Here is a 16,436-nt window from a genome sequence, read left to right as displayed (position 1 = left end):
TGCCCACCTTTTCCCAAGACTCTTTTCATGCTATAATAGAGCCATGACAGATATCGAATTAAAAGACGGCGAGCGCGTCAACCAACTCTTTTCAAGTGATGTAAAAATCATACAAAATCGGGAAGTTTTTAGTTACTCCGTGGATAGCGTCCTGCTCTCGCGTTTTCCAAAATTGCCCAAGCGAGGATTGATCGTGGATCTCTGCGCTGGAAATGGGGCTGTGGGACTCTTTGCGAGCACTCGGACAGAAGCTCAGATTATTGGTGTCGAAATTCAGGAACGTCTGGCGGATATGGCTACCCGCTCGATTGCCCTCAATGGCTTGAACCAGCAAATGTCCATGATCACCGATGACCTCAAGCATCTCCCCCAACATATCAAGGGGAGTAAGGTGGATATTATCCTCTGCAATCCTCCTTATTTCAAGGTGGATGAGCATTCCAATCTCAATGAGAGTGAACACTACCTCTTAGCCCGGCATGAAATTACGACCAACTTAGATGAGATTTGCCATGTGGCCCAGCGGGTTCTCAAATCAAATGGTCGCTTAGCGATGGTTCATCGTCCAGATCGCTTTTTAGATATCATCGAAACCATGAAGCGCTACAATCTTGCACCTAAGCGGATCCAGTTTGTCTATCCAAAAGTGACCAAAGAGGCGAATATGTTATTGATTGAGGCGATCAAGGATGGCTCACTGGATGGTTTAAAAATTCTACCTCCTCTCTTTATTCACAATGAAGATGGCAGCTATACAGACGAGATTCATGAGATCTACTATGGAAACTAAGGCTTACATGTATGTTTTAGAGTGTGCGGATGGCTCTCTCTACACTGGCTATACCACTGATGTCGAAAAACGCCTGAAGACTCACAATGCTGGAAAAGGAGCCAAATACACACGGGCTCGCCTTCCCGTTAAACTTCTTTACAAAGAATCCTATCCAGATAAACCCTCTGCGATGTCTGCCGAAGCTCTCTTTAAAAAGAAATCCCGCCAAGCAAAACTAAACTATATCAAAAAGAACCGTCGGACTCCATAGTCCAACGGTTTTTCATTTACAAAATGGTGATACGGTATTGGTGACTCCGTGTCTCTTGAGGAGCCAACTGGATCACACCTTTTTTGTCTTCGAAGAAATCGTCCTCTTCTGCAGATGTAGAAATACCCGTCCAAGGCTCTAAGGCAATGAAAGGACCCTTGTTATTGGTAGACCAAAGGACTAGATTCTCAAAATCTGCAAAGTCAAATTTTAAACCTTTACCAGATTTTTTCGAGATAAGCTTCACAAATTTAGAGGCTAATTGATCTAAAATAATGGCGTCTTTTTCAAACAGTTCATGGCGCAAAGGTAGGCTACGCTTATGATCGAAAAATGGCGTCCGCTGCAGGCGATCGACCAATCCAGTTTCTGTGAACAAGAGAGGGACGCTGCAGGTTTCTTCTTTTTCAAAAATCAACTCGTAGTCTTCATAGTCTTCATCTGCTAAAAGAGGACAATTGAAGGCTGGATGCCCTCCAATGAAATAAGGCATGACTTGATCCGACTCTAGATTTTGCACGCGATAGGTGATGGTGATTTCTTTCCCTTGTAGTTCATAAACGATTTCCACTCGAAAATGGTAGGGATAATTTTGCAAGCTCTCGTCGTTTGAGGTGATTTCAAAGACAAGACGATGGTCTGTTTGTTCTTTGAGTTCAAACTCTCTCTTCCTAATGAGACCGTGTCTTGGCAGCTGACCTGTCTTCACTCCATCTTTCAGATGATACTGCACTTGGCCATTACGAACGCTCCCGCAAATCGGAAACAGAACCGGCGCTTGTCCTGACCAATACTCTGGATCCCCTTGCCAGAGATATTCTATGCCTTCTTTACTTCGAATGGAGCTCAATTCCCCTCCAAATGTCTTAAAGTGCACTTCTAGATCATTATTTTTTAATGCAATCACCATGGATGCCACCTCTTTATAATTAATATAGTTACCATATTCATTATAACCTTTTAGCTAAGATTGTCAATTTTTATCTTTTTCGTTAAAAATTTTTAAAAAAAATAAGAAAAAAACCTTGACAAAGCTTAGAAATAATTGTAAACTTAATATGTTAACAGAAATATTCCATTTTAGGAATCCGTTCTTTCTGTTTTCTGACTTTTTTAGGATGCTCTTTATCATGATACATTTTTTCTAAAAGAGTCAGTAATCATTTAGGTCTCCTTATAAATATACAAGGGTTAACAACTAGTTAACCCTTGTATTTTTGATTTTCATTAAAAAGACGGCCTATTGCTAGACCGTCTTTAGAATTTATTTATCCCCTTTATTGCGGATGACAAAGCCATTTTTCTTTTCATTGGAAGTGCGATGAGGACGTTTATTACCTTTGCCCTCAAAGTCTCGGCTATTTTTATTTGACTTGCGTTTGAAATCACGGCGTCCACCTTCACGGTCATCTCTGCGATTTCGATCACGGCGTTGGTCTCCACGACGGCCATTTCCACGGCCGCCTTTGCCTTTCCCACCAAAGCCACCACCGGATGGTTTAAATGGCAATGGTTTTTCACGCGCAATCTCAACTTCTGGAAGACTATCTGGATCTTGAACGGTCAAGCTCAAGATATACATAGCCAATTCTTCAGGAGTGAATTCTGCAGCCAATTTGCGAGCATCTTTACCAAACTTCTCAAAGTTAGTCCGGATGGTTTCATCCTCAAAGTCTCGCTCAATTTTCTTCAGCGCTACTTGTTTTTTCGCTTGGAAGGCTTCTGCTGCTGTTGCAGGTTTCATTCCCTTCATCCGCTTTTTGGTCAAGTTCTCAATGATTTGCAAATAGCCCATTTCATTTGGCGAAACAAAGGTAATGGATTGCCCTGTTTTCCCAGCACGACCTGTCCGTCCGATCCGGTGAACATAGCTTTCTGGATCTTGTGGAATATCGTAGTTGTAGACATGGGTCACACCTGAAATGTCCAACCCACGTGCCGCAACGTCCGTTGCCACCAAGACGTCCAAGTTCCCATTTTTAAAGTCACGAAGGACACGGAGACGTTTGTTTTGATCCAAATCTCCGTGAATCCCTTCTGCTCGGAAACCACGGATCTTCAAGCCACGCGTCAATTCATCGACCCGACGTTTAGTCCGACCAAAGACAATGGCAAGCTCCGGTTGCTCGACATCCATCAAGCGGGTCATGGTATCAAACTTTTCGCCCTCTTTGACACGGATATAGTATTGATCGACCAAGTCGGTGGTCAATTCTTTGGCTGCGATCTTAACGTGTTCGGGTTCTTTCATAAACTGAACACCAATGCGTTTGATGGCTTCTGGCATCGTTGCTGAAAAGAGCAAGGTTTGACGTGTTTCTGGAACACGGCTAATGATAGCTTCGATATCTTCCAAAAAGCCCATGTTGAGCATTTCATCTGCTTCATCCAAGATCAAGGTTTCAATATGATCGAGTTTCAAGGCCTTGCGCTTGATCAAATCTAGCAAACGGCCAGGTGTTCCCACAACGATATGAGCGCCTGACTTCAAGGCTTTGATTTGCTTTTCAATGCTTGATCCACCATAGACAGAGCGGACTTTGACACCCTTGCTGCGTCCAAAGCGGAAGAGTTCTTCCTGACTTTGAACCGCCAACTCACGCGTCGGAGCAATAACAAGGGCTTGGATTACTGTGTTATCGACATCGATCTTCTCCAAAGTTGGAAGACCGAAAGCGGCTGTTTTACCAGTCCCTGTTTGCGCTTGACCGATGACATCTTTTCCTTCAAGAGCCAACGGAATGGTTTGTTCTTGGATGGGGCTTGCTTCTACAAAGCCAGCTTTTTCAATTTCTGCTAATAATTCAGCAGATAAGTTAAATTCATTGAATTTCAATTCTTTCTTCTTTCTAAAAAGTGGTGCGAAGCCACTTTATCAAACTTCTTTCAATGCGAAAACGCACTGATTGCATAGGAAGTCACCTTCCCGGTTACCTGTCGCAAGACTCATCTAAAGAAAAAATCAGTTTGTCTGTTTGAGACTACATTTTCTTTAGAGAAAAATGTTTTGCGTCCTAACGGATGTTGTTGACTAGAATCGTTTTTTCAAACAAATAGGCAACATGATCCTACTTGCGGGAGTCTTCTTTTGAACAAAAGCCTTCCATCTGTTCTGCCTCCCTACCATTTCTCTCATACAAGTTTGCAACTTATCTAGTATAACACAATGAAGAGGTAAATGATAGTCACAGGAGACTAATTTTATTTTTTAGGAAAAAATCTTAGATAGCTTAAGATTATAAAAGCGCCCCTAAAGCTAGCCAGGACTGGTTTTCTTCTTGTAACCATTTCATATACTTCATCATAGGAGTATAAAAACTTCGGAAAAACTTTTATTTTTTGGTAACTCTTATCTTGCGTTTTTACAAATAAATATGTATAATACAGGTAGTATCTAAAATATTTCTGTATAAAGAAATAGGATCATTTTATCTGATTCAACGGTTTATTCTACGTTCTGATTTATTTAGAACCACTCAGTACTATTAAATCTACTCCTACTATTTCCAAGAAGATTTTGTACAGTCGATGAACTATTCACACTGCCCCTTCTTTGGAGAGGAGGGCAGGTGTCTAGATGGTTCCTATTTCTCAGATTATTCTAGATACGAAGAGGCTCGGATTTCTCCAAGCCTCTTTTTTTATCTTTTTTTCACAATCCACCGCATGACCTTTGCCAAAAGGAGCCATAATATAAAGCTACATACCGATACATAAATCCAAGCATTGGGATCCTCTGTCATAGGAAGAGGGATATTCATTCCAAAGAAACCGGTGATCACAGCTAAAACAGCCAACAAGGCTTCAAAGATGGTTAGGGTAGTCAAGTTGTCATTCAGGTTATTGTTTAGGATATTATTGTATGATCCAGACAACTGCTGCAAGACATTGGAAATCAACTCGGTCATTGAAACCAACTGACGCGCTTCAATCATAGCATCATCAAACTGTTCTTTTTCAACATCATTCATCCTGCGATAAATGGCATGCGCTTTAATATGTTCCAGCAACATCCGATTTTGCTTGGCAGCAGCAACTAGATAGACCATACCGGTCTCTAGGTCAGAGAGGGCATAGAGATTCTTGGTCGTCGTTGTCTTTCGAAGCAAACGATTGAGTTCATCTTTATGCTTATCTAAGCGATCAATAATCGGATAATAAGCATTACTGATCATTTCAAGACCTGCAAAAAGCAACTTATAGATCGACAACTCCTCATGGCTTTCCAAATAGCGAACCATTTGTTCAATGATATAGGCATTGACCTGGTTACTGATGGTCACGAGTCGCGTATCTTGAACGATAAAGGTCATAGGAATGGTTTCGTAGTATTCCTTGTCCTTTTCTAAATCCAATACATTGTAGATAAAGGTGATCGTACCGTTTTCTCGATTGTAATCCATATGGGCACGTTCGTTCTTATCCATCGCGTACTCAATGGTTTCTTTGTCAATCTCGTATTTTTTATAAAGATATGAGTTTTCAGCAATCAAATCCGAGTCGATATTGATCCATTTCCGATCTTGACCCAATTGTTTATCGATAAACATTCCGTCTCCTTTCTCAACTGTTCTCTATCAAAATGATTTTTTTATTTAAAAACTGCACTGGCTAATGCTTGCTGGATTTCAATGACGCTGCTGTCACTCTTGAATTGTAAAACTTCTGAAGGTTCCACTGCTGAAGAGACCCAGATTTTTAATTCGGCATCCAAATCAAAATGACCGGAAGTTTCTACTGAAAATCGAGAGATCGAGCGATAAGGAAGGGATTTGTAGGACGTTTTCTTTCCTGTTACTCCTTGCTTATCCACCAAGATCAAACGAAATTCTGTAAAGACGATTAAATCACGAATCAAGCTAAAAGCAAGTGTGACTTGCTCTCCCGGCACCAAGATATCTTCCAGATCTCTTTCTACTTTATCAACATTCTTTTGAGAGGCATTGCCCATCAAACCACTTAATAATCCCATCATTTCTCCTTTAAAAGCGAAAACGGATAGATTTTCGTTTTCTTATTTTTTGTTATGGATCGGTTTTGAATCGTTCCTTATCCCATCTTTTCTTCCAGCTCAACATCTGGATACTTATCCGCAAACCAGCGGAGGGCAAAGTCGTTTTCAAAGAGGAAGACAGGTTGGTCAAAGCGGTCCTTCGCCAAGATATTTCGGCTTGAAGACATGCGCTCATCTAAGTCTTCTGGTTTGATCCAGCGAACGGTCTTTTTACCCATTGGGCTCATGACCACTTCGGCATTGTATTCATTTTCCATCCGGTGCTTAAAGACTTCAAACTGAAGTTGACCAACAGCACCAAGCATGTATTCACCTGTTTGGTAGTTGGTATAGAGCTGAATAGCTCCTTCTTGCACCAATTGCTCAATCCCTTTGTGGAAGGATTTTTGCTTCATGACGTTCTTAGCTGACACTTTCATGAAGATTTCAGGCGTAAAGGTTGGCAGTGGTTCAAATTCAAACTTGTTTTTGCCCACTGTCAAAGTATCTCCAACCTGATAAGTCCCTGTATCGTAAACCCCGATGATGTCTCCTGCTACAGCATTGCTGACATTTTCACGGCTTTCGGCCATAAATTGAGTCACGTTAGATAACTTAGCGCCCTTACCGGTACGAGGCAGGTTGACGCTCATGCCACGCTCAAATTCGCCAGATACGATCCGCACAAAGGCGATCCGGTCGCGGTGACGAGGATCCATATTGGCTTGGATTTTAAAGACAAAGCCTGAGAAATCCTTGTCATAAGGATCGACAAGTTCGCCATCTGTCTTCTTGTGGCCGTGTGGCTCCGGAGCAAACTTGAGGAAGGTTTCCAAGAAAGTCTGTACTCCAAAATTGGTTAAGGCTGAGCCGAAGAAGACGGGAGTCAATTCACCCGCAAGGATGGCTTCTTCTGAAAATTCATTTCCAGCCTCTTGCAAGAGTTCGATGTCGTCTTTCACTTGCTCGTAGAAGGGGTTGTTGGCAAAGAGCTTGTCTCCATCTTCTAGACTAGCAAAACGCTCGTCTCCTTTATAGAGTTCCAAACGTTGGTTATAAAGGTCATAGAGTCCCTCAAAGGCTTTCCCCATCCCAATCGGCCAGTTCATTGGGTAACTGGCGATTCCCAAGACTTCTTCCAATTCTTGTAAGAGGTCCAGTGGCTCACGACCGTCACGGTCCAGCTTATTCATAAAGGTAAAGACAGGAATCCCGCGGTGTTTGACAACCTCAAACAATTTCTTGGTTTGGGCCTCAATCCCCTTGGCAGAGTCTACTACCATGACGGCAGCGTCCACCGCCATCAAGGTCCGATAAGTATCTTCTGAGAAGTCCTCGTGCCCTGGCGTATCAAGGATATTGACCCGTTTGCCATCATAGTCGAACTGCATAACAGATGAGGTTACCGAAATCCCACGTTGCTTCTCGATATCCATCCAGTCAGACTTGGCAAAGTTTCCTGTTTTTTTCCCTTTTACGGTACCGGCTTCCCGAATCTCTCCCCCAAAGTAGAGCAACTGCTCTGTAATCGTCGTTTTACCAGCATCCGGGTGGGAGATAATGGCAAAGGTACGGCGTTTTTTAATTTCTTCTTGTACGTTCATGTTCCTAATTCTTTCTCTTTTTATTTTCTGACAAATTTACAAATTCATCTTTACATCGGATCTCTCCTCAATTTCTCTATCTTTTCTATTATAGCGAAAAGAGGCACTTTTTTCAATGATGGATCTTTTTGGGGAAGCAAAAAAAGACTAAAATCCGTAGATTCTAGTCTTCTTCAATCATGGTTATTTTCTCACTTTCACCCGCTCACTTCTGCGACTGAAGATCTGATTAAAGAGTAATAAAGCAAGGGCTAAAATACTAGATACAACCAGGTAGTTGAGCCACACTTTATCCCCTCTCATAATCGGAGGGCGGGCCATCAAACCATAATTACCTCCCGTCAATTGATTGACTCCAACCAGGAATAAATCTAAAACAAAGGTATAGAGAACAATCTGACTGTTTTTTAAGATGTTTCGATCATACCATCTCAAGAGGTAAATCAAGGAATTGATCAGGAGACAGTAATGTCCGAGGAGGAAAGAAAAGCTCGTAATATGAGGGAAAGTGTAGGGGTCAAAGACTGGATAGCCCAAAGCAAAGATGGCTCCACTCACTCCCATCAAGGCAAAGAACTGTTTGCTTTTCCATCTGTCTGGTAAAAACAAGACCGCAAACATGGCCAAGCGACAGTGATAAAAAGGTAAACTGTTGGACCAAGGAATGTGGTAGGCAAAATACCAAAGATACAAGCAAATTAACTGGAAGCCCTGTAAGTATTGAAAGCATTTGCGAAATTGCTCATTCTGATAATAGCGAAGTGACATCACGATCGCTGTCACAATTAACAAGACCATCACACTATACCAAAGTGCTGAGATTGCTGGTGGTGCTGTTGATTCTGTAGTGAAAAAATGATGCATAAAGTCTCCTTATTTAAACCGATTCAGGTATTCTTCTTTTCTTACTGTACTGAACGATCGTATTGATGAGGATCAGTGTCCCCGTCATGAGGACTGTCACGATCAAATAATTGAGCACAAGGCCATGGTCACCTAACACAGGAGGGCAACGCAGAAAGCCATAGTTTCCGCCCGTTACAAGGTTGGCTAGAACAATAATGGCATTGACTCCAAAAGTCATCTGACAGATCTTCCAAACAGCCCCTTCTTCCACCTGGTAGGATTGAACCAGATAGATTAGGCAGTTGGCCAAGAGGGCCCAGTGACCAAAGACATTGTTGATCGAGGAAACGTGAGGAAAAGGGTAGGGATAAAAAACAGGATGAACCAAGGCCATGATGGAGCCAAAGACTCCCACGAGGGCAAAATATTGCTTGAAGTTTCCCTTGGGGGCCAAAAGGATAATCCACATGGCCATCCGGCTATGATAGAAGGGAAGACTCTCTGAAAAAGGCAAGCGAGCTGCTAAATACCAAGAGTTGATGATGAGCAACTGGATCAACTGCCCCCAATACCAAAAAGTTTGGTAGCTTTTGGAGTGAGCAAATCGAACGGACAGAACTCCCACCACTACCAAAGAAGTCGGCAATAAGAAATACCAGGCCCCCAATTGAGGAGGGGAGGTTGGTTGACTAGTGAAAAATAAGTCCCAAAGTGCCATGATTTCTTTCCCTCATCTACTCTTTTTTCTATTCCGAACGCGAAACGACAGTCTCTTCAACCATCTTGTATTTGTAGCGCTGGTTGACCAAGCAAATACCAGCCACCATCACGATGCTGACCAAGAGGTAGTTCAAAAGAGCACCGTGGTCTCCAATGATTGGTGGACGTCGTAAGAAGCCGTAATCTCCTCTGGTCAAAAGATTAACCAAAAAGATGACTGCATTCATACCAAATGTGATCTTAACAATTCGTAAAGTGTCCTGTTTTTCCGACTGATAAAAATCCTGTAGGTAAATCAAACTATTGGCAAACAAGGCCCAGTGACTAAAAATCAGGTTGAGTACAGTAATATGAGGGAATGGGAAGGGATCAAAGGCCGGATAAACCAAAGCCGCAATGGATCCTAGAACACCCAACAAGGCAAAATATTGCTTGATATAGGTCCCTCTAGGAGCAAAGAGGATCGCAAGCATAGCCAAGCGACAATGATAAAAAGGTAAATTGTCTGTCAAAGGCATGTGGGCGAGAATATACCAAGCATTGATGGTCAAGACTTGAATCAATTGTGCCCAATACCAAAAGCGTTGGTAGCTTTTAGACTGTGCATATTTGATGGAAAAGTAGCCAACCACCAACAAGGAAGCTGGTAGGAAAACATACCAGAGTCCAAACTCAGGCGGGGCTGATTTTTGGTTCGTAAACAATAAATCCCAAAGTGTCATTTTTCTATTCCTTTAGTTTATAGTAGCCTATTTTTGTAGAACTTCCTTCACATTTGCTAGGCTTTTTCTAATTCCTCTACCAATTTGGCTAGATTCATGGAATTGCTTCCCTTGATGAGGATTTGGTCCTGCTCTTTTAAGCTTTCCTTGACTTGTTTGACCAGGTCCTCAAACTGGTCTTCCTCAACTGTTTTTTTGAAATAATAGACATGTCCGAGTGGAAACATCTGACTCGCTAATTGGGCCAAGCCCGCAATGTCTTGCCCATAGAAAATAACCGTATCCAAGACATCCGGCGAGAGGCTGAGGATCATTTGGTTGTGCAGATCTACAGATTGCTCCCCTAGTTCTTTCATATCTGCAAGGACGGCTATTTTTCGGCCATTTGGATTCGCAGGAATAGTCGAGAAAGTTTCTAAAATCAAGCGCATAGCCGTCGGATTAGCATTGTAGACGTCGGATAGGATATCCGCTCCGTTACTAGCCTTTTTCCATTCCGTGCGGTTGCGCGTCAATTGCAAGGTAGCAAAACTATCACGAATCGCCGCTTCGCTCACTCCTTCTTGCAGGGCAACATAAGCTGCAATCATGGCATTGGTCGCATTGTATTTTCCTGTTACTGGTAGATCAATCGCTTCTTCTAAGAAATTAGCGCGGAAAGTTAAGCTATCCTTTCGCTCTACCAACTCGGTAATAAAAATCTCCTCGTCTGGACCAAAGCGGACCAATTTTTGTTTTTCAGGGAGGTAGGCATTCACGATCGGATCAGCTGGAACCACCAGAAGGCCACCTTCTGGCATGCCATCCGCAATTTGGAGTTTTCCTTTTGCGATCTCGCTTCGATCTTTGAAAAATTCCAAATGGGCTTCCCCAATTAAGGTGACAATAGCAGCCTTGGGATGCGCCAGTTCTGACAAGAGATGGATATCTCCTAGATGGTCTTGCCCCATTTCAAGGACGAGTTTGTCTGTCCCTTCTGGCATATGGAGAACCGTATAAGGAAGACCAATTTCATTATTATAGTTCCCCTGTGTTTTATAGGTTAGGTAGGTGGTGGACAAAAGCTGTGTCAACATATCTTTTGTGGTTGTTTTACCATTTGACCCTGTCACAGCAAAAACATCCACTTTTGTCTTTTGAAGATAGGCTGCAGCCAATGTTTGAAATGCGCTCAAAACATCTTCCACCAAAATATAAGGGTGGCCTTCGATCACTTTCTCTGAAAAAGTGGCTACGGCTCCATTTTCAAAAGCGGTCTCGATGAAATCATGACCATCACGCGCTCCCTTTAACGGAACAAAAAGGTCACCAGGCCCAATCAAACGGCTGTCAAATTCAGGCTTGACGAGGGCCACATCTTCATATTGGCTGATATCATTTTTTGCATGTACTAGATGAGCAACTTCATGTAATGTGAGATTCATATCCGACTCCTCAGTTCTCCGTAGCGTCATCCTCAAAGGTCTTGACGCTCGTTTCAAATTCTTCTCATTATACCATATTCTAGACCACAAAAAAAGTGGCTGGGACAGAAGTCCTAGCCTCTTGATTGTTTTAGGATTGTCGAGCAAGACGCAGTGGTTGAGTGGGCTCTACTACGCTGATTTCATCAGCTTTTACAGCCCTACTCAACTGTGCGGAGGTGGGACGACGAAATCGAATTCTAACGAATTGCCGATTTCTGTCCCACTCTCTCTTTTCTTACAACAAATGCGCTTCGTGTTTTTGGAAGACTTCTTTTCCGAGCTCTACTAACTTGGTGATCAAATCTGTATAGTTGAGACCCATATTGTCCCAAAGCAAGGGATACATAGACCATTGGGTAAAGCCTGGCATGGTATTGAGCTCATTTAAGAAGATCTCTCCTTTATCCGTATAGAAGAAATCACAACGAGCTAAGCCTAGACCACCGATCGCACGAAAGGCTTTTTCTGCGTTGGTCCGCATGGTTTCCACAACCTCAGGGTCCAATTGAGCTGGAATGGCCATGGTAATTTTATTGTCAATGTATTTGGCGTCGTAATCATAGAAGGCCACATCTTTCACAACTTCACCTGGCAAGGTACTTTTTACATCATAGTTTCCAAGGAGCCCAACTTCGATCTCACGCGCATTGACCCCTTGTTCTACCAAGACACGGCTATCGTATTTGAAGGCCAGTTCGAGAGCAGTCCGAAGCTCTGTTTGGTTTTCAGCTTTTGAAATGCCGACGCTAGAACCCATATTGGATGGTTTGGTGAAAACCGGATAAGAGAGAGTCGCTTCAATTGTAGCAATTTTCTCATCCACGTCATCGCCTTCCACTACAGCTACATAAGGAACTTGTGGAATTCCTGCAGACTCCAAGACCCGTTTGGTCGTGATCTTGTCCATGGCCACACTGGAAGCTAGGATGCCACAGCCGACATAAGGCATCTTCAAGACTTCTAAGAAGCCTTGAATAGAACCATCTTCTCCCATTGGTCCATGAAGAACTGGAAAGACTACTGCTCCTTCCTTGTAAATCGCAGATGGTGCCACTTTTTTAGACCAGTCCACTGTATCATTGGTCATCAATTTCTCATCATCTGCTGGTTTTTCTTCAAAAGCTTGCGTCTGGATGAAGTCTCCTGACTGCGTAATAAAGTAGGTTTGAACCGAAAATGCTTGGTAATCAATCGCGCGCATCACGCTTTCTGCTGAAAGAACAGATACTTCACGTTCTGCACTACGTCCACCATACAACAGGATTAAGTCTTGTTTACTCATAGTTTCTCCCTAATTGTTCCCTTGATTTCTTACTTGATAGTATACCACAATGATAGCCCTTTCGAAAGAACTTCTCTTATAATTCTGTCCGATTTTCAATCGCGCGAAGCAAGGTCACTTCGTCCGCATACTCGATATCGGCTCCAACTGCCAATCCCCGTGCCAAACGGGTCACTTTGATCCCTGCTGGTTTGAGCACACGCGAGATATACATAGATGTCGCTTCCCCGTCTGCCGTCGCATTGGTCGCAACAATGACCTCTGTGACTGTTCCATCCATCAAGCGACTAATCAAACTCTTGAGATTGATGTCATCAGGTCCCACGCCATTCATGGGCGAGATCAAGCCGTGCAAGACATGATAGCGACCGTGGTATTCCTGGATATTTTCCATAGCAGATACATCCCGGCTATCTTCTACAACAAGAATGAGAGATGGATCCCTCGTTTCATCTCGACAAATCTCGCAGGTTTCTTCATCAGTCAAATTGCCACAAATACTGCAATACCCTAGCTCACGCTTGGCATTGAGTAAGTTCTTAGCAAATTCATTCACATCATCATCTGACATACCAATGGTGTAAAAAGCCAGACGAGTCGCTGTTTTGATCCCAATTCCTGGCAACTTCGAATAGCTGTCAATTAATTTTGCAATAGGTGCTGGATAAAGCATAGTTTCCTCTCTAATTCATGGGGTGTTTCTGATTGTATAAATTAATAATGTCACGCGTAATGGAATGACTGACCGTCGCTTGTAGATTGGTATTATGTGGAAAAACCACTGCTACTGCAATCTTTGGATTGTTTGACGGTGCATAAGCCACCACATTGGTATTAATGGCTTGTTTGCCTCCATCGATTGTGGTTTCGGCCGTACCTGTCTTGGCACTAATGGAGACACTGGCACCTTGACCAACAGTTTTCCCTGTCGTCAACCCACTCGTACCATTGGCAACCTGGTAGAATCCTTGCTTGATCAAAGCCATGTCCTCAGCAGAGATATGGACCTGATTGAGCTCCTTGGTTTCGATCGCTTTTTTCAACTGACCAAGCCCCCCTTGATCATTATTGTCATAGATGCCTTCGACGACATGAGGACTCACCCTCTTCCCATCATTCGCTACCGTTGCCGCATACTGGGCCAATTGCATAGGCGTATAGTTGTCAAACTGACCAAAGGCATTGGTCAAATAATTACCGACTGTGTAGTCTTTTGGAATAAAACCGGTCGATTCATTGGGAAGGTCAATCCCCGTTGACGTTCCAAGACCATATTCCGCAAAAGTAGAGCGCAGTTTTTTCATAGCAGGTTCAACCTGATCCACTTGTAAGGTCATGTTTGGAGTGTAAGGCTGCCCCATCATCTTAAGGGCAATTTGGACCATATATGTATTAGAAGAGTATTCCAAAGCTTCTACCGCATTGATGGAACGACTACCGTATTGGGTAAACCAAGAATTGATAGGAGCGGATCCTGCAAAAACAATGGGCTGATCGGTCAGAACCTGATTCCCAGAAATGGCTCCATTTTCCCATCCAGAAGTCAAGGTTGCTCCTTTGACCACAGATCCTGGAACGAAGACGTTGGTCACTGTTCCCAACGCATCTGCTGATAGATCTTGACTACCAGCCTGGTGTTTAATCCCTGCCATGGCAAGGACCTTCCCTGTATCGGGCTCCAGAGCTACGGCATAAACACCTTCAGAGTAGGTCGCATTTCCAGCTTGCAACTCTGCACTAAAGGCGGAGCGAAGGATATCTTCCACTCCTTTTTGGAAATCCAAATCAATCGAGAGCTTGAGGTTTTCTCCTTTGGCCCCTTTTGAAACGTCGACCACTTTCTCCATGTTGCCATTTTTATCTAGGAGAATTTCTTTTTCACTGCGTTTTCCTTGAAGGACATTTTCGTATTCTTTCTCCAAATAAGAGGTACCAACCCGGTCATTGAGAGCATAGCCTTTTTTGACATAGTCCTCAACCTCTTCTGCTGGAAGTCCCGCCTGCTCAGTCGATACATTTCCAATAATAGAGGCTAAAGGAGTATCCAAAACCTTGCGGTCCCAGCTGGTCGTGATAGCAATCCCCGGAAGGTCCTGACTGTCCGCTGCGATGGTCGCAATCTGCTCAGCTCCTAGTGCCTGTGTCGTAATGATCCCCGTCGCAAAATTCTCTACCGCATTCATCTGGCTATAGAGATAAATAATCTTTTTCTCATCATCTGTATAGCCGAGTTTTGAAGGGTCGATACTATCCACTACTGCTTGATAAATCTTGGCTTCCGGCAGGCGGTTGCCATCGGTATCAAATTTCTTTTTCTCAGGTAGGTGTTCCACGACCTCTTGGTAGACCTTGGTATTGGCTAGATAGTAATCCACTTCTTGTCGTTCAGTCACTTGAGGATTTTCTACGTCGACATACTGCAGGAGTTTCCCAGCTGTCTCTCGCATTTCTTGTGCCGTCATTTTACGATCGCGCGTAAAGGTCAGGACTTGTTTTCCCACATTTTCCACCAAGGGCTTACCAGAAGCATCATAGATTTGCCCTCGCACACTTCCTTGTTTGACCGTCTTTTTCGTAGCTTTTGCCAATTTATCCGTATAGTAGGCTTGGTGAGTGATCTGCATATAGCCAAGTCGGGCAATCAGCACCAAAAAAAGAAGGCAAATCAAACTAAACAGCAGGTAGAGTCTGCGTGTAATCGAATGATTCTCAAACTTCCGTATTTTCTTCTTCATGAAATTTTCTATCCTTCTTTTCTAATGAACACTTACCTTCCATTTTACTATTTTTCCCAGAGTATCTCAAGAAAAGGAAGAGCCCTTTCCTGGAATTTTATAAAGAAAAAAGATTGGACAGGCTCGTCCAATCTCTTCTTTTAATAGGTCACAACATTGATTTTTCCTTTGTCATACTCCGCAATGAAAATATCCAAAACATTATCATAGCCTTCTTTTTCCAATTCAGCCAACAACCACTCTTCACTTTTTCCAATTGTTTCCAAAATTTCAAGCTGAATCACTCCATCCGTAATAATCGGGTATTTAGGATTCTCATCCCCCGCACGGACAACGATCAATTGACCATTTTGTTCAATAACAGCGCGCTTCACATCTTTTAATTGAAAAATCCCTTGTCCACGTAGTTTCAAAGCAACATCTGAAGCAAAAAGTCCTTTGGAACGACACGCTTCCGGATCCAGTTTCCCATTTTTAATGATGACAGTTGGTTTTCCATCAATCATGTGCTTCATAAAACGAACATTGGTATTGAGCCATTTTAAGAGCAAGATCAAAATAGTCCACATTAAGAGAATCACAATGTATTGAAGAATGGTAATGGAGCTATTGTAGATGACCCCACCAATAATGCCCCCAAGAACAAAGTTCTGTATCTGGTCTACTGCAGAATTTGGTGCTAAGTTTCCTTTCCCGGTCACATTGATGACAAATACCAAGGAAATCAAGCCCAAAGCTAATTTAATCAAGATGTTTAAAAAATTTACTATCATTTGTTCACCTCCACAAGTTCCACGTCTGTTTTATACAGATCCATCTTTTCTAATAGGTAGCTATCTGGGTCAGATCCTGCGATAGCTCGGTAATAAACCTCTCCAACCTTCAGGATCGCCCCATCTGTGGCTGCTGAAGTATTGACATAGACGTCTTCTTTTTTGACATCCAACTCCTTTGAGATGACCTCAATAAAATGGAGTGAGCGTTGGAACTGATCATTATTACTTAGGCTATTTTGGAAATTGCTG

Annotated in this window: 16 protein-coding genes; 2 read left to right on the top strand and 14 right to left on the bottom strand. The window is 42.9% G+C overall.

Annotation, left to right across the window (positions count from 1 at the left end; all coding sequences use genetic code 11):
* The first annotated feature begins 43 nt into the window (after positions 1-43).
* Together AB5Y61_RS07245 and AB5Y61_RS07240 are read left to right on the top strand one after the other, a co-directional pair.
* Entirely contained in the window at positions 44-790 is a 747-nt protein-coding gene (locus tag AB5Y61_RS07245; RefSeq protein ID WP_021152863.1) for a tRNA1(Val) (adenine(37)-N6)-methyltransferase, read from the top strand.
* A complete protein-coding gene (locus AB5Y61_RS07240; protein ID WP_049472126.1) occupies positions 780-1,043 on the top strand; it encodes a GIY-YIG nuclease family protein in 264 nt (87 codons plus the stop codon). Before AB5Y61_RS07245 ends, AB5Y61_RS07240 begins: the two co-directional genes overlap by 11 nt.
* A 16-nt stretch (positions 1,044-1,059) precedes the next feature.
* Here AB5Y61_RS07240 and AB5Y61_RS07235 read toward each other — a convergent pair whose 3' ends face one another.
* From AB5Y61_RS07235 to AB5Y61_RS07170, 14 genes are all read right to left on the bottom strand, one after another.
* Positions 1,060-1,953 carry an aldose 1-epimerase family protein gene (locus AB5Y61_RS07235; protein WP_368403683.1) on the bottom strand — a complete coding sequence of 298 codons (894 nt, stop codon included), beginning with the start codon at positions 1,951-1,953 and terminating at the stop codon, positions 1,060-1,062.
* Positions 1,954-2,307: 354 nt separating this feature from the next.
* Positions 2,308-3,879 carry a DEAD/DEAH box helicase gene (locus AB5Y61_RS07230; RefSeq protein ID WP_368403682.1) on the bottom strand — a complete coding sequence of 524 codons (1,572 nt, stop codon included), beginning with the start codon at positions 3,877-3,879 and terminating at the stop codon, positions 2,308-2,310.
* Between the two features lie 805 nt (positions 3,880-4,684).
* A complete protein-coding gene (locus tag AB5Y61_RS07225; protein WP_368403681.1) occupies positions 4,685-5,593 on the bottom strand; it encodes a magnesium transporter CorA family protein in 909 nt (302 codons plus the stop codon).
* 41 nt (positions 5,594-5,634) lie between these two features.
* The gene (locus AB5Y61_RS07220; RefSeq protein WP_004219989.1) at positions 5,635-6,015 is read right to left on the bottom strand and encodes a PH domain-containing protein; all 381 of its coding nucleotides are present in this window, start codon (positions 6,013-6,015) and stop codon (positions 5,635-5,637) included.
* A 77-nt stretch (positions 6,016-6,092) separates the two neighbouring features.
* The gene (locus AB5Y61_RS07215) at positions 6,093-7,640 is read right to left on the bottom strand and encodes a peptide chain release factor 3 (protein WP_023917622.1); all 1,548 of its coding nucleotides are present in this window, start codon (positions 7,638-7,640) and stop codon (positions 6,093-6,095) included.
* A 183-nt stretch (positions 7,641-7,823) separates the two neighbouring features.
* Positions 7,824-8,504: a TMEM164-related integral membrane acyltransferase gene (locus AB5Y61_RS07210; RefSeq protein ID WP_368403680.1), complete on the bottom strand. Its 681-nt coding sequence runs from the start codon at positions 8,502-8,504 to the stop codon at positions 7,824-7,826.
* Positions 8,505-8,517: 13 nt separating this feature from the next.
* Entirely contained in the window at positions 8,518-9,204 is a 687-nt protein-coding gene (locus AB5Y61_RS07205) for a TMEM164-related integral membrane acyltransferase (protein ID WP_368403679.1), read from the bottom strand.
* 28 nt (positions 9,205-9,232) lie between these two features.
* On the bottom strand, positions 9,233-9,928 hold the full coding sequence (locus AB5Y61_RS07200) for a YwaF family protein (protein ID WP_024055152.1): 696 nt from the start codon (positions 9,926-9,928) through the stop codon (positions 9,233-9,235).
* A gap of 56 nt (positions 9,929-9,984) precedes the next feature.
* Positions 9,985-11,352, bottom strand: coding sequence for a UDP-N-acetylmuramoyl-tripeptide--D-alanyl-D-alanine ligase (locus AB5Y61_RS07195; RefSeq protein ID WP_368403678.1), 1,368 nt, complete (start codon positions 11,350-11,352; stop codon positions 9,985-9,987).
* A 277-nt stretch (positions 11,353-11,629) separates the two neighbouring features.
* Positions 11,630-12,676, bottom strand: a complete 1,047-nt coding sequence (locus tag AB5Y61_RS07190; protein ID WP_368403677.1) for a D-alanine--D-alanine ligase — start codon at positions 12,674-12,676, stop codon at positions 11,630-11,632.
* A gap of 76 nt (positions 12,677-12,752) precedes the next feature.
* The gene (gene recR / locus AB5Y61_RS07185; RefSeq protein ID WP_003002450.1) at positions 12,753-13,349 is read right to left on the bottom strand and encodes a recombination mediator RecR; all 597 of its coding nucleotides are present in this window, start codon (positions 13,347-13,349) and stop codon (positions 12,753-12,755) included.
* Positions 13,350-13,359: 10 nt separating this feature from the next.
* Positions 13,360-15,411, bottom strand: a complete 2,052-nt coding sequence (gene pbp2b / locus AB5Y61_RS07180; RefSeq protein ID WP_368403676.1) for a penicillin-binding protein PBP2B — start codon at positions 15,409-15,411, stop codon at positions 13,360-13,362.
* 140 nt (positions 15,412-15,551) lie between these two features.
* Positions 15,552-16,184, bottom strand: a complete 633-nt coding sequence (locus AB5Y61_RS07175) for a DUF421 domain-containing protein (protein ID WP_368403675.1) — start codon at positions 16,182-16,184, stop codon at positions 15,552-15,554.
* Positions 16,181-16,436, bottom strand: a 256-nt coding sequence (locus AB5Y61_RS07170; RefSeq protein ID WP_368403674.1) for a DUF3290 family protein, incomplete at its 5' end; no start/stop codon positions are given. The genes AB5Y61_RS07170 and AB5Y61_RS07175, both read right to left, overlap by 4 nt.

It is taken from the genome of Streptococcus parasanguinis, from assembly GCF_040908565.1.
Taxonomy (GTDB): Bacteria; Bacillota; Bacilli; order Lactobacillales; family Streptococcaceae; genus Streptococcus; species Streptococcus parasanguinis_AC.
This window is presented reverse-complemented; position numbering and strand designations above follow the sequence as displayed.